Annotated in this window: 11 protein-coding genes and 1 other RNA gene; 7 read left to right on the top strand and 5 right to left on the bottom strand. The window is 65.1% G+C overall.

The window, feature by feature from the left end; all coding sequences use genetic code 11:
• Positions 1 to 23: 23 nt before the first annotated feature.
• The 5 genes from IVA82_RS27425 to IVA82_RS27405 all read left to right on the top strand — a co-directional run bounded on the left by IVA82_RS27425 (position 24) and on the right by IVA82_RS27405 (position 7,945).
• Positions 24 to 1,772, top strand: a complete 1,749-nt coding sequence (locus IVA82_RS27425; protein WP_247387056.1) for a methyl-accepting chemotaxis protein — start codon at positions 24 to 26, stop codon at positions 1,770 to 1,772.
• 184 nt (positions 1,773 to 1,956) lie between these two features.
• Complete coding sequence (locus IVA82_RS27420; RefSeq protein ID WP_247387055.1) at positions 1,957 to 3,381, top strand: methyl-accepting chemotaxis protein; 1,425 nt, start codon at positions 1,957 to 1,959, stop codon at positions 3,379 to 3,381.
• A 576-nt stretch (positions 3,382 to 3,957) separates the two neighbouring features.
• On the top strand, positions 3,958 to 4,422 hold the full coding sequence (locus tag IVA82_RS27415; RefSeq protein ID WP_247387054.1) for a (2Fe-2S)-binding protein: 465 nt from the start codon (positions 3,958 to 3,960) through the stop codon (positions 4,420 to 4,422).
• A gap of 8 nt (positions 4,423 to 4,430) precedes the next feature.
• Entirely contained in the window at positions 4,431 to 6,605 is a 2,175-nt protein-coding gene (locus IVA82_RS27410; RefSeq protein WP_247387053.1) for a xanthine dehydrogenase family protein molybdopterin-binding subunit, read from the top strand.
• On the top strand, positions 6,602 to 7,945 hold the full coding sequence (locus tag IVA82_RS27405) for a cytochrome c (protein ID WP_247387052.1): 1,344 nt from the start codon (positions 6,602 to 6,604) through the stop codon (positions 7,943 to 7,945). Before IVA82_RS27410 ends, IVA82_RS27405 begins: the two co-directional genes overlap by 4 nt.
• Positions 7,946 to 8,096: 151 nt before the next feature.
• Here IVA82_RS27405 and IVA82_RS27400 read toward each other — a convergent pair whose 3' ends face one another.
• From IVA82_RS27400 to IVA82_RS27380, 5 genes are all read right to left on the bottom strand, one after another.
• Positions 8,097 to 8,921, bottom strand: coding sequence for a TIGR00282 family metallophosphoesterase (locus IVA82_RS27400; protein ID WP_247387051.1), 825 nt, complete (start codon positions 8,919 to 8,921; stop codon positions 8,097 to 8,099).
• The gene (locus IVA82_RS27395; RefSeq protein WP_247387050.1) at positions 8,899 to 9,495 is read right to left on the bottom strand and encodes a 5-formyltetrahydrofolate cyclo-ligase; all 597 of its coding nucleotides are present in this window, start codon (positions 9,493 to 9,495) and stop codon (positions 8,899 to 8,901) included. The genes IVA82_RS27400 and IVA82_RS27395 overlap by 23 nt, the downstream gene beginning before the upstream one ends.
• Positions 9,496 to 9,743: 248 nt before the next feature.
• Positions 9,744 to 9,904, bottom strand: a non-coding RNA gene (gene ssrS, locus IVA82_RS27390) — 6S RNA.
• A 219-nt stretch (positions 9,905 to 10,123) separates the two neighbouring features.
• Positions 10,124 to 10,507, bottom strand: a complete 384-nt coding sequence (locus IVA82_RS27385; RefSeq protein WP_148738730.1) for a cell division protein ZapA — start codon at positions 10,505 to 10,507, stop codon at positions 10,124 to 10,126.
• Positions 10,504 to 10,794 (bottom strand): DUF4164 domain-containing protein, encoded by a 291-nt coding sequence (locus tag IVA82_RS27380; protein ID WP_148738729.1) that lies wholly within the window; start codon positions 10,792 to 10,794, stop codon positions 10,504 to 10,506. Before IVA82_RS27380 ends, IVA82_RS27385 begins: the two co-directional genes overlap by 4 nt.
• 396 nt (positions 10,795 to 11,190) lie before the next feature.
• Here IVA82_RS27380 and tkt point away from each other — a divergent pair, with 396 nt between their 5' ends.
• Entirely contained in the window at positions 11,191 to 13,206 is a 2,016-nt protein-coding gene (gene tkt, locus IVA82_RS27375; RefSeq protein ID WP_247387049.1) for a transketolase, read from the top strand.
• A gap of 174 nt (positions 13,207 to 13,380) precedes the next feature.
• Entirely contained in the window at positions 13,381 to 14,388 is a 1,008-nt protein-coding gene (gene gap / locus IVA82_RS27370; RefSeq protein WP_247387048.1) for a type I glyceraldehyde-3-phosphate dehydrogenase, read from the top strand.
• The last annotated feature ends 126 nt before the right edge of the window (positions 14,389 to 14,514 follow it).

Genomic DNA, 14,514 nt, shown 5'->3' with positions numbered 1-14,514 from the left:
CGTCCCCCGACAAGAGAGACCTGATGGCATTCGGACTGTTTCGGAAACGTCTGCCGGATTTGGCCGCGCCTATGGCAGCCCCGCCGGCTGCGCAGCCGGCCGCCAATTCCGAGCCTGCGCCAGCCGCCGAGGGCGATTCGGCCAGGGAAATCCTCGAACTGTTGGAACTCGAGCTGGGAGGGATGATTCGCCAGCTCGAGCGTGCCGCCAATTCGGTGGCCGGCGGCGCGGAGGCGACCGCGGCGACGCTTGCCGATATCCGCCAGCGCACCGACGCACTGACCGGCCGGACCAATTTCGCGCAATCGAACGCCTCTACCTTCGCCCAGGCCGCCGACAAGTTCACCCAATCCGCGCACGGGATCGGCGCGCAGGTCCGCGAGGCCGGCAAGCTCGCCGACCAGGCCAGCGCCGCTGCGCAGGAGGCGCGCGCCAATGTCGACCGGCTGCGCGAGTCGTCGGCGGCGATCGGCAATGTCGTCAACCTGATCGCGCAGATCGCACGGCAGACGACGCTGCTCGCGCTCAACTCGACCATCGAGGCGGCGCGCGCCGGCACTGCTGGAAAGGGCTTTGCAGTCGTCGCCACCGAGGTCAAGGCGCTCGCGGTACAGACCCAGGGCGCAACGGAAGAGATCACGAAGAAGATCGACGCGCTCCAGCGCGACGCCGCCGGCTCTGCGGACGCAGTGCACCGCATCTCGCAGGCGATCGAGGCGATCCGCCCGGTGTTCGACACCGTCAACGGCGCGGTTGCCGAGCAGAATGCGACCACCGGCGAGGTTTCCAGCAACGCCGCCAGCGCGTCGCAGTTCATCATCTCGGTCGGCGAGAGCGCGGCGGAGATCGATGCCGCGACCAAGGCCGCCTGGACCCACGGCGAGAACGTCGCCAGTGCCGGGAAGGCCGTCACGACTTTCGCGCAGAAGCTGAAATCGCGGTGCGCGATCCTGCTCAGGCAGAGCGAGCACGACGATCGCCGCAAGACCGAGCGACTGCCCTGCCATCTCAAACTCGAAACCGCGCGCGGAATCTTGCCGGTCTACGAGATCTCAATGGATGGCGTGCTGATCGGCGGCGCGGACGCAGGCCGTCTCGCAGCGCAGGCGATCATCGACGGCAGCCTCGAGGATGTCGGGGCCTGCCGGCTGCGCGTGGTCGAGCAGACCAAGGCCGGCGCCCGCACGCTATTCGTCAGCCCCAATGCCGAACTGAGCGAGAAGATCGAGGACAAGCTCTGGTCGATCCACGAGGAGAACACAGAGTACGTCACCCGTGCCATGGAGGCGGGCACCGCGCTGACCAGGATCTTCGAACACGCGGTTGCGCGTGGCGAGGTCAAGATCGACGACCTCTTCGACACCGATTACGTCGAAATCGCCGGCACGAATCCGCAGCAGTACCGCACCAAATATCTGGACTGGGCCGACCGCGCGCTGCCGCCGTTCCAAGAGGCATTTTTGGCGAAGGAGCCGCGCATGGCGTTCTGCGCCATGGTCGACCGCAACGGCTTCCTGCCGGTGCACAACAAGATCTATTCGCATCCGCAGCGGCCGGGCGATGCCGCCTGGAATACGGCCAACAGCCGCAACCGGCGGATTTTCAACGATCCGGCGGGGTTGGCGGCGGCGCACAACCTGCGCTCGTATCTGGTACAGAGCTATGCGCGCGACATGGGCTACGGGAACACGGTCATGATGCGCGAGATCGACGTTCCGATCCGCGTGCAGGGCCGGCACTGGGGCGGATTCAGGACGGCCTACAAGCTCTAGCGCAAGTTTCGAAGAGGCGAGCCGCAGCTTTCGCGCGAACAAGGACCTGAAGCGCGATGATATTTCTTCGCGCTCGAGTGCACGTTCAGGCAAGACGCCAGGCGCGAATCATCCTTTAGAGTCGGAATTGGAATGGGAATGCGCGGAGGGCCGGCGAACGGCTCTGACTGGAGGAAGCCCAAACATGTCCGTCGCGCAGCTTGCAGTATTGGACACCGGATCGAACCGGACACTGGCCGAGCGCCTCATCGACCAGCTTGCCGACCGCATCGGCGGCCTCGGCGTGGAGCTTGCCGACATCGCCGGCAACGTCCAGGAGGTCGCAAGCCGTGTTGCGAACCAGTCTGAACGATTCCATCACCTCCAGAAGACGGCCGAGAGGATGGTCTCGGCCAACCACGACATCGCCAATGCATCGCAGGCGGTGCAATCGACCACCTCGGCTGCGGTCGGCGAGATCGCCCAGTCACGCAACGCCGTCGACACGGCGGTCAGCCATATCGCGGAGCTCGTCGCGGCCGTCGGCCGGATCGAGGCGCGGCTCAGCGCGGTCGGCTCCGCGCTGGCTCAGGTCGCCAAGGTTTCCGGCTCGATCGAGGCCATTGCCAAGCAAACCAACCTGCTCGCGCTCAACGCAACGATCGAGGCGGCGCGCGCCGGCGATGCCGGCCGCGGCTTCGCCGTGGTCGCAAGCGAAGTGAAGAACCTCGCAGAGGCCACCCGCCAGGCGACGCACCAGATCTCCGACACCGTGCGCGATCTCGACGGCCAGATCGAAGGCCTGATCGGCGAGAGCAGCGACGCCTCGCTGCGTGCCAAGACCGCGGGTGAAGGCGCCCAGCAGATCTCCGACATCATCTCACGCGTGCAGCGGGGCTTTGCCTCGGTGGAAGCCGAGATCGATAGCGTCACGCGCGCCGCGACCTCCAATCTCGGTCACTGCGACACCGTCATTGGCGAGCTCAGCGAACTCGCCAAGGGCGTCGACCTCTCCTCTCGCGATCTCAAGAATGCCGACCAGCGGGTGACAAAACTGCTCGACACCTCCGAAGGCCTGATCGCACTGATCGCCGACAGCGGCGTCGAGACGTCGGATGCCTCCTTGATCCGCGCCGTCGTCGATACCGCAAAGCAGATCTCGGCCGAGTTCGAGGCCGCGATCGACCGCGGCGAGATCACCCTCGATCAGCTGATGGACGAGACCTATCGGGAGATCGCCGGCACCGATCCCAAACAATATCTCACCAGCTACGTCGAATTCACCGATCGCGTACTGCCCGCGATCCAGGACCCGATCCAGCAATCCGATCCCCGCATCGTGTTCTGCGTCGCCTGGGCCAAAGGCGGCTATCTGCCGACCCACAATCCGAACTACCGCCTGCCGCAGGGCAAGGACCCGGTCTGGAACAACGCCAATTGCCGCAACCGCCGCCTGTTCACCGATCGGGCGGTGCAGAAGGTCGCGGCGAACACGAAGCCCTTCCTGCTGCAAACCTATCGCCGCGACATGGGCGGCGGGCAGTTCGTGCTGATGAAAGACCTGTCGTCGCCGATCATGATCCGTGGCAGACACTGGGGCGCATTCCGGATGGGCTTCCGGCACAGCTGACGGCCGCCGCGATGCGCATCGCGCCACAGTGCTGTGGCGCTCCTGCATCAAAAAGCGGCAAAACAACCCCATGCACAGTAGCCGGGGCGCGCGGAATCAATGGCTTAGGCGCCTGATGAAGCGGTTGGCTTAGGCGCCTGGTAGAACCCGTTGCCCCGTCGGGCAAAACAGGCGCATGATGCCATCATCGCGCAGGCTGGCTATCGCATCGCAGATGCAGCGATTGGCCGTTCTGATTGATCCCGTCAGAAGCGCACCGTGCTCGCCGTCGCCTGACTTTCCCAATCGCACGAATATCGACATCGCATGATTTTGCGCATTCGCACGATCATCTGCGGCGATCAATGACGCATGGGAAGAAAACACCTCAAAACATGACGATTATCATATCAATTAGCCCAAAACCGATGCAGCGATCGCCGCACAAATTCGTGAACGTCATGGCCTGACGCGCTACCTGCGCAAATATGCATTGCCAGGAATTTCGACGCTTCGTCGTTTCGCACTGGTATGATTATGGTCGCGCCAATTCGCCGACCCGATCGCCGCAAGCGATCGTCGAGCAAGGGGATGCATATGGCACAAACTCTAACCATCAACGGCGAGACGAAATCATTCGACGCGCCCCCCGAGATGCCGCTGCTATGGGTGCTGCGCGACATCCTCGGGATGACCGGCACGAAATTCGGCTGCGGCATCGCGCAGTGCGGCGCCTGCACGGTGCATGTCGACGGCAAGGCGGTGCGCTCCTGCGTGCTGCCGGTCAGCGCGGTCGAGAACGGCGCCATCACCACCATCGAAGCCGTCGGCAACACGCCGTCGGGTGCGAAGGTGCAGAAAGCCTGGCTCGATCTCGAAGTGATCCAGTGCGGCTACTGCCAGTCTGGCCAGATCATGGCGGCCGCGGCGCTGCTGGCGGAAACGTCGCATCCCGATGATTCCGACATCGACGCCGCGATGGCCGGCAACATCTGCCGCTGCGGCACCTATGTGCGTATCCGCGAGGCCATCAAGCAGGCCGCAAACGGCCGTCAGTCGTGAGGTCCGCCATGATCGCAGACAATTCCCTTCAAGGCGTCTCCCGCCGCACGCTTCTGACCGGCGGCCTCGCCGCCGGTTTCGTTCTTGCCTTCCATCTGCCGCTGCGCGCCGCCGTCAACGAACCGGAGCAGCCGAAGGACGCGACCGACGGCAAGTTCGCGCCGAACGCCTTCATTCGCATCGACGAGACCGGCCGCACTGTCCTGATCATGCCGCAGGTCGAGATGGGCCAGGGCATCTATACCTCGATTTCGATGATCCTGGCCGAAGAGCTCGATGCCGACTGGGCAAAGGTTGCAGTGCTGCACGCGCCGCCCAACGACCAGTCTTACGCCAATCCGGCCTTCGGCTTGCAGGCGACGGGCGGCTCGACCTCGATCCGCGCCTGGTGGAAACCGTTGCGCACAGCGGGCGCCAGCGCGCGAGCGATGCTGGTGCAGGCCGCCGCGGCGCAATGGCAGGTCGAGCCTGCAAGCTGCACGACATCGAAAGGCGAGGTCCTGCATGCCGCAAGCGGCCGCAGCCCCTACGGCGCGCTGGCGCTTGCCGCCGCAAAGCAGTCGCCCCCGAAGGACGTGCCGCTCAAGGACCCCAAGGATTTCGTCTATATCGGCCAGCCATTGAAGCGTCTCGACACGCCGGACAAGGTCAACGGTAAGGCCGTCTACGGCATCGACGCGATCCTGCCCGGCATGAAATTCGCCACCGTTGCCGCCTGCCCCGTGTTCGGCGGCAAGGTCGGCAAGGTCGACGACAGTGCCGCGGTGAAAGTCCCCGGCGTGCGCAAGGTCGTGGTGCTCGACGACACGGTCGCGGTGATCGGCGATCACATGTGGGCCGCAAAAAAGGGCCTCGAAGCGCTCAAGATCGAGTGGAACGAGGGACCGCACGCAGGGCTCACCACCAGGGACATCTGGCAGGATCTGCGCGCCGCCAGCGAGAAGGACGGCGTGGTCGCAAAATCGGTCGGCGACATCACCAAGGGGCTCGCGAGCGGCGACAAATTCGAGGCGAACTTCGAACTGCCTTTCCTTGCGCATGCCTCGATGGAGCCGATCAACGCCACCGTCCACGTCAGGCCGGATGCCTGCGAGATCTGGACCGGCACGCAGATCATAACGCGCGTGCAGTCGGAGGCGGCGAAGGCGGCCGGCCTTCCCGTCGACAAGGTGATCGTCAACAACCACCTGCTCGGCGGCGGTTTCGGCCGCAAGCTCGAGCCGGACATGGTGATCGCGGCGGTGAAGATCGCAAAACAGGTCGACTACCCCGTGAAGGTGGTGTGGACTCGCGAGGAAGATATCCAGCACGACGTCTACCGCCCGATCTACCGCGACCAGGTTACGGCGTCGCTGGTCGACGGCAAGGTCGCGGCCTGGAAGTACAAGGTCGCCGGTTCGGCGGTGATTGCGCGCTGGCTGCCGCCGGCGTTCGAGAAGGGAATCGACATCGACGCGGTCGACGCTGCCGTGGAGACGCCCTACGACTTTCCAAACTTCCACGTCGAATATGTCCGAGCCGAGCCGCCGGCGGTACCCACCGGCTTCTGGCGCGGCGTCGGCCCGAACAACAACGTGTTCGCGGTCGAATGCGCGATGGACGAGCTAGCGCGCAAGGCCGGCAAGGATCCGGTGGAATTCCGCCGCTCCATGCTGACGAAGAACCCGCGGGCGCTCGCAGTGCTCAACCTCGCCGCGGAGAAATCCGGCTGGGGACAACCGCTGCCGCCGCGCATCGGCCGCGGCGTCTGCGTGCAGCCGTCGTTTGCGAGCTTCCTCGCGACCGTGGTGGAAGCTGAGATCGACGATCTCGGCGAGATCGTGCTCCGCCGCATTACCTCGGTGGTCGACACCGGCATCGCGGTCAACCCCGACACGGTGAAGGCGCAGATCGAAGGCGGCCTGATCTTCGGCCTCACCGCCGCGCTCTATGGTGAGATCACCATCGACAAGGGCCGCGTGCAGCAGTCGAACTTCCACGACTACCGCATGATGCGCATCAACGAGACACCGAAGATCGAGGTCACCGTCGTCAAGAGCGGCGAGGCGCCCGGCGGCATCGGCGAGGCCGGCGTCAACGCCGGACCGCCCGCATTGCGCAACGCGATTCTTGCCGCAACCGGCGTGGCGCTGCGGCGCCTGCCGATCGACCGGAAACTTCTGACTGCGGGGAAGAAGGCATGAGCGGCAAGATGCGTATCCTCGCAAGCCTGGTGGTGATCGCCATCGTCGCGGTGGCGCTCGGCATCTGGATCATCCGCGGGTCCGGCCCGCTCGATTTCGCCGGCGGCACGAAAGTGGCGCTGGCCGACTACCGCGCCGGCAAACCGGCCGGCGTGCCGGCAAGGCTCGAGAAGGCGAGCCTAGTCGAACGCGGCGAGTATCTTGCGAAGGCGGCCGACTGCATGGTCTGCCACACCAAGCCCGGCGAGAAGGAGTATTCCGGCGGGCTCGGCTTCAAGCTGCCGTTCGGCACGCTCTATTCGACCAACATCACGCCGGACAAGGACACCGGCATCGGCAATTACAGCGACCAGGATTTCCTGGGCGCGGTCCAGCGCGGCAGGCGCCATGACGGCGCGCGGCTGTATCCGGCAATGCCCTACACGTCCTATACCTATATGACCGACGAGGACGTGCTGGCGGTGAAGGCGTATCTGTTCAGCCTGCCGGCGGTGCGCGCCAAGGCGCCCGAGAACAGTTTGTCGTTCCCGTTCAACCAACGCTGGGCGATGATCTTCTGGTCGGCCGTGTTCAATCCGGACACGCGCTTTACGCCTGATACCTCCAAGAGCCCGGAGTGGAATCGCGGTGCGTATCTGACGGAAGCGCTGGCGCATTGCGGCGAGTGTCACACGCCGCGCAATCTCGGCTTTGCGTTGGACAACCGCAAGAAGTTCGCCGGCGCCATCACAGCGGGCTGGCGCGCCTTCAACATCTCCTCGGACAAGGCGACCGGGCTCGGCAATTGGCGCGACGAGGACCTGATCGCGTATCTGTCGCTCGGTCACGCGCCGGGCCACGGCTCGGCCTCGGGTCCGATGGGTGAAGCGGTCGATCACAGCTTGAGCCAGTTCGCTCCTGAAGACATCCGCAGCATCGTCGCGTATCTGCGCAGCGTGCCGCCGGCGCCCTCGCCCTACCTGCCCGCCGACATGGCGCCCGTTGCGCCCGCCTCGCACAAGGACGGCGCCACGGCGGATGCACGCGGCAAGAAGGTGTTCGCCGGCGCCTGCGTCAGCTGCCACGGCTGGAGCGGCGCGAGCCCGGTGTCGCCGATGGCGACACTGACCGGCACCTGGGCCGTGAACGATCCCGCCGCCATCAACGTCGCGCAGATCGTGCTCTCAGGCACCAAACGCCACACACCGGACGGCGCCCTCTCGATGCCCGCCTTCGGCAACGCCTACACCGACGACGAGATCGCGGCGGTCGCGAACTACGTCACGGCGCGGTTCGGCACCAAGGGCTCGACGCTGACGGCGAAGGATGTGGCGGGGTTGAGGGAGCAGACGGCGGAGTAAGTGCTTGTGTCGTCCTGGCGAAAGCCAGGACCCATTACCCCTACTGCCTGTTTGGCGCGACACCTTCAACCACGAGCCTGCCCGCTACCACGGCTGGTGGCAATGGGTCCTGGCTTTCGCCAGGACGACACTGAGTGTGCGGTACCGCCGTTCAACTCAGCCAAAACTTCGGCGTGGCCGGCTCCAACCTGCCACCGGCGCGCACCGGCGCAATGCGGAGCGCGAGGCCCGTCGCATCGTCCGTCTCCACCGCGACGCCGCTGAGCGTCGCAACGCCTGCGGCCGGCTCGAACCGGCCCGACGGTATTCCCGATGTGAACCTTCGCAGCGGTTCTTCTTTCTGCATGCCGATGATTGAATCGTAGTCGCCGGTCATGCCGGCGTCGGTCATGTAGGCGGTGCCGCCAGACAGGATCTGGTGGTCGGCGGTCGGCACATGGGTGTGGGTGCCGACGACGAGGCTGGCGCGGCCATCGCAGAAGAAGCCGATGCCCTGCTTCTCGCTGCTCGCCTCGCAATGAAAATCGACGACGATGGCATCGGCGGCAACGCCGAGCGGACAGGCGCCGAGCTCGCGCTCCAGCGCCGCAAAGGGATCGTCGAACGGGGTCATGAAGACGCGGCCGAGCGCGTTGACCACCAGCGCATGCTTGCCGTTCTTGGTCTCGACCAGCGCCGCGCCGCGGCCGGGCGTGCCGCGCGGATAGTTCGTCGGCCGCACCAGGCGCTCGGCACGCTCGATGAACACCAGCGCCTCGCGCTGGTCCCAGGAATGGTTGCCGAGCGTCACCGCGTCGGCACCGGCATCGAGAAGTTCCTGATAGATCGCCTCGGTGATGCCGAAGCCTCCGGCAGAATTCTCGCCGTTGACGACGACGAAATCGAGCGACCAGTCCTTGACCATGCCGGGCAGATATTCGGCGATGGCGTTGCGCCCGGTACGGCCGACGACATCACCCACGAAGAGAATGCGCAACTTCAGAACTCCGGAAATCAAACACGTCCGATTCCGTTAGCACATAATCCAGCGCGACGTCGTGCGATAGTGCAGGAACCGCCTTGATCTCCTGCGCCGCAAAAGCAAGCCCGATGCCGACGATCTGCTTGGCCTTGCGCAGGTGCGCGAAGGTGTGGTCGTAGTGCCCGGCGCCATAGCCGATGCGATGGCCGAGACGGTCGAAGGCGGCGAGCGGCGTCAACATGATGTCGGGGACGACCTCGGCCGCAGCCGGCGACGGCTCGGGAATACCGAGCGGGCCGAGCATCAGGCGGTCGTTCGGATGAAAGATGCGGAAGATCAGCGACTGGCCGCGCGCAGTGACGCAAGGCAGCGCCAGCTTTGCGCCCGCCTCGGCGAGCCTCTTCAGCAGCGGCATCGGATCGATCTCGCTGCGGATCGGCGAATAGCCGGAGACGATGCTGCCGGGCAAAAGCTTGAACGGCAGCCCGCGCTTGGCGAGCTTAGCGGCGGCGGTGCTGCGCTTCTTCTCGCTCAACGCGTCGCGCGCCGCGAGGGCTTTGGCACGGAGTTCGGCTTTGGAGTTGGACATGTGCGTTTTCCCCCGAAGGCAGAGCCTTGCTCCGCCGTCATCGTCCGCCTTGTGCGCACTTGCGCACTGGAGCGGGCGATCCAGTATTCCAGAGACGCCAATGCAAGAACCTCGACAGCGCGGCGAAACTGGATGCCCCGCCCCCGTGCGCAAGTGCGCACTCGGCGGGGGCATGACACCGAAATTAAACCGCGAGCGTGTCGGGGACGCAATTTCGACAGGCACGAACCCCAAGGAAGAAAGCAAAGTGCGAAGCCGCAGCCGCCGTTGAAGCACTCGATCCCGGAGTTCCCTACGAAAGTAGGTGGGCACCATATGTCCGGGCCCACGGGCCCGGCCAGGGACAGTTCCCTAAAGGATCGATAAGGCCCCGGGGATATATGGCTCCGGACGCGCGTCGCAGCCTCGCCCGCGCAATGTAACAACGATACTGACGAATCGCCAGCCCGAGTCGCGGTTGCTGCTCACCTCTCCTGCTTGCGGGAGAGTTCGGCGCAGAGCGCCGGGTGAGGGCTCTGTCCTCTCGGGGGTTCTCGACTGTGGAAACACCCTCTCCCCGACCCCTCCCCCGCACGCGGGGAGGGAGCGCACCGGCCGCGTGGCAACAATCCAGTTGAGCTTTCTTGACCTACCCGATCGCAATCCCGTTGCCGACAGTACGGTTCAGGACCTGGGTCGACTTCTCGATGCGTTCGGCCGCGGCGTTCAGCGCATTGACCACCGCAGTCTGGGTCATCCGGGCGCGCTCGACGGCGGCATTGCGGAAATCCCGCAGTTCGGTCAACTCCTGCTCCATGGTGCGGATGCGGTTGCCGGCATCGACCAGCTCGTCGCAGACGGTCAGCGCCGCCATCACGGTGAGGCGCGCATCGCCGATCTCGCCAAACTTTCCACGCAGCGACTGGATTCGCGTCTCCAGGCTTTCGGCCAGCTTCAGCAGCCGCACCTCCTGGCCTTCCTCGCAGGCCATGCGGTATTGCCGGCCGTTGATGGTGACGTTGATGTGGCTCATCCGTCCTCTCCGGTATCGAGCACCGAGCGGATCGTGACGATCGCGGAGTCCAGCCGGTCGGCGATCTCGCGATTGGTACGCTCAAGCTTGCGCGCCTTGACCAACGCGCCGTCGAGTTCGTCGGCAAGCCGCGAACGGTCTGCGCCCAGCGCCTGTATTCGCGTCGCGAGCTCGTTCTCGTCGCGATCGGCATCGCGCCGACGCTCGACCGCGCTTTCCAGCGAGTCGAGCGCCGCCATGAGCCTGCGGGTCGCGATCTCGATCTCGACGGCAGACGACTCCGTCATGGCGGAACTGTTGGAAACGCGATCGTTCATGCGCTCAGCGGCGGACCTTGGTGGCCTTTGCATCGGGGCTTGCCGTCCGGCAAAAGACTCGGTTCGGCAAGCGGTTAGAAGCAGAAATTTACGTGGCAAGCTAGCAAATCGCAACGTCGCCGCGAAACTATGCACCGATAGATCGGCCCTGAGCATCCCGGCCGGCTGGTTCCTGGCCTGCACCATCTCCGGCTGCGGCTTTTCCGGATCGCGCGGCGCGCAACTTTTCGCTCGGGGATGGCGTTTGATTGCCTTGGACTCCCGGAACCGAGATGCTATCCAGCCCCCAACCTCCCGTGACCGCCAGGCTCGATCCAGCGCGGCGCGCACGGCCATCAAGCACCTCATTCCAGACGGATTTTCATCATGATGCAGCTCGATGCCACCCGTATGGCCCATACGCAGGTCGACCACACCCGTATGGCCAACGCGATCCGCGGCCTCGCGATGGACGCGGTCGAGAAGGCGAAGTCGGGCCATCCCGGCCTGCCGATGGGCGCGGCCGACATGGCTACGGTGCTGTTCACCCAGTTCCTGAAATTCGATGCAGCCACACCGAGCTGGCCCGACCGCGACCGCTTCGTGCTCTCGGCCGGCCACGGTTCGATGCTGCTCTATGCGCTGCTCTATCTGACCGGCAATTCCGAAATGACCTTGGATCAGATCAAGCAGTTCCGCCAGGTCGACTCGCTGACCCCCGGACACCCCGAGAATTTCCGCACCAACGGTATCGAGACCACGACGGGCCCGCTTGGCCAGGGCATCTCGACCGCGGTCGGCATGGCGCTCGCCGAGAAGATGCTCGCCGCCGAGTTCGGCAAGAAGATCGTCGACCACCACACCTTCGTGCTCGCCTCCGACGGCGACCTGATGGAAGGCGTGTCGCAGGAAGCGATCGCGATGGCCGGGCACTGGAAGCTCAACAAGATGATCGTGCTCTACGACGACAACGGCATCTCGATCGACGGCCCGACCTCGATCTCCGATTCCGTCGACCAGGTGAAGCGCTTCAAATCCGCGGGCTGGGCCGCCGAGAAGATCGACGGCCAGGACCAGGCCGCGATCGCAGCCGCGATCACCCGCGCGAAGAAATCCAGCAAGCCGACGCTGATCGCCTGCCGCACCACCATCGGCTTCGGCGCGCCGCACAAGGCCGGCACGGCAAAGGCGCATGGCGAGGCGCTCGGCGCCGAGGAGCTCAAGGCCGCCAAGGAGAATCTCGGCATCTCGCTCGAGCCGTTCACGGTGCCCGATGATGTGCTCAAAGCCTGGCGTGAAGCCGGCAGCCGCGGCGCGGCGGCACGACAGGAATGGGAAGGAAGGCTCGCTGAGCTCGGCAGCCGCAAACGTGCCGAGTTCGAGCGCCGGTTGCGCCATGAGCGTCCGGCGTCGCTCGCGAAGGCGGTGCGCGCCTACAAGAAGGAGCTGCTGGAAAAGCCGATGGTCGCGGCGACCCGCAAATCCTCGGAAGCCGTGATCGAAGTCATCGCTAGCGCGATGCCGATGGAATTCCTGGCAGGCTCGGCCGACCTTACCGGCTCCAACAACAACAAGGCGAAGTCGGCGACCGCTTTCTCCGCCAAGACGCCGAAGGGCCGCTTCATCCATTACGGCATCCGCGAGCACGGCATGGCCGCCGCCATGAACGGCATCTTCCTGCACGGCGGTTTCGCGCCGAACGGGGCGACCTTCCTGGTGTTCACCGATTACGCGCGGCCGGCGATGCGCCTTGCCGCCTTGATGGGCGCCGGCGTCGTCTACGTGATGACCCACGATTCCATCGGCCTTGGCGAAGATGGCCCGACCCATCAGCCGGTCGAGCATCTCGCCGCGCTTCGCGCCATTCCGAACATGCGCGTGTTCCGCCCCTGCGATTCCATCGAAGTCGCCGAGTGCTGGGAGTTGGCGCTGAACCGCATCGACGGCCCGACCGTGCTGGCGCTGACGCGGCAGAACCTGCCGCAACTGCGCACCAACGCGCCGAACGAAAATCCCTGCCAGCAGGGCGCCTATGAATTGGTCGCCGCCCAGGGCGAGGCCAAGGCGACGCTGTTCGCGTCCGGCTCCGAGGTCGAGATCGCGGTCGCCGCCCAGAAGCAGCTCGCCGAACGCGGCATCGCGTCGCGGGTGGTCTCGGTGCCCTCGCTCGAGCTGTTGTTAGCGCAACCAGAGGCGAAGCGTGCGGCGATCATCGGCAACGCGCCGGTGAAGGTCGCGATCGAGGCGGCGGTACGCTGGGGCTGGGATGCCGTGATCGGCCAGGACGGCGAATTTGTCGGCATGCATTCCTTCGGCGAGAGCGGGCCGGCAAAGGACCTTTACAAGCACTTCGGCATTACCGCCGAGGCTGCGGTTAACGCTGTGCTGAAGTGCGTGTCCTGAGAGTTGAGCTTGCCAAAAAAAAGGATTACGTAACTGCCTCATATGATCAAGCACCGCCCGGCCGAACCGGACGTCCGCCCTAAAAAAACCCTCGCAGGCGCGCTAAGCGCGTTGTGCGGGAAGAACGGATGTCATTGAACCAGACGTCATCGAACGGTCACAAGGAGACGAAACATGGTAGTCCGCGTTGGAATTAACGGTTTTGGCCGCATCGGTCGTAACATCCTGCGGGCTATCGTCGAGTCCGGCCGCAAGGACATCGAGGTCGTCGGCATCAACGATCTCGGCCCGGTCGAGACCAACGCCCATCTGCTCCGCTTCGATAGCGTCCATGGCCGGTTCCCCGGCACCGTGACCGTCGATGGCGACACGATCAGCCTCGGCGGCGGCAGAATCAAGGTGACCGCTGAGCGCGATCCCTCGAAGCTGCCCTGGAAGGATCTCGGCATCGACATCGCGATGGAGTGCACCGGCATCTTCACCGCGAAGGAGAAGGCCTCCGCGCATCTGACCGCCGGCGCCAAGCGCGTGCTGGTCTCCGCGCCCGCCGACGGCGCCGATGCGACCATCGTCTACGGCGTCAACCACGATACGCTGACCAGGGATCATCTGGTCGTCTCGAACGGTTCCTGCACCACCAACTGCCTCGCGCCGGTCGCCAAGGTGCTGAACGACCTGGTGGGCATCGAGACCGGCTTCATGACCACGATCCACGCCTATACCGGCGACCAGCCGACGCTCGACACCATGCACAAGGATCTCTATCGCGGCCGCGCGGCGGCGATGTCGATGATCCCAACCTCGACCGGTGCCGCCAAGGCGATCGGCCTCGTGCTGCCGGAGTTGAAGGGTAAGCTCGATGGCGTCGCGATCCGCGTGCCGACCCCGAACGTCTCGGTCGTCGACCTCAAGATCGTCGCCAAGCGCGCCACCGATCCGAAGGAAATCAACGAGGCGATGAAGCGCGCCTCCGAGCAGCAGCTCAAGGGCATCCTTGGCTACACCACGGCGCCGAACGTCTCGATCGACTTCAATCATGACCCGCACTCCTCGACCTTCCACATGGACCAGACCAAGGTGCAGAACGGCACGCTGGTGCGCGTGATGTCCTGGTACGACAACGAGTGGGGCTTCTCGAACCGCATGGCGGACACCGCTGTCGCGATGAGCAAGGTGATCTGAGCCAAGGCCTCGTGTCTCGGACGCGGCGCAGCGTGTCTTCACGGCGCGCCGCAGTGCCGGGACCCAGCTACACCGTAGGTCCCGGTTCTGCACAGCGGCACTTCGCGCCGCAGTGCGCGCGGGACA

The organism is Bradyrhizobium sp. 142 (assembly GCF_023074015.1).
GTDB lineage: Bacteria > Pseudomonadota > Alphaproteobacteria > Rhizobiales > Xanthobacteraceae > Bradyrhizobium.
Note: the sequence above shows the minus strand (reverse complement) of the source record. Positions and strands in the feature narration are given on the sequence as shown.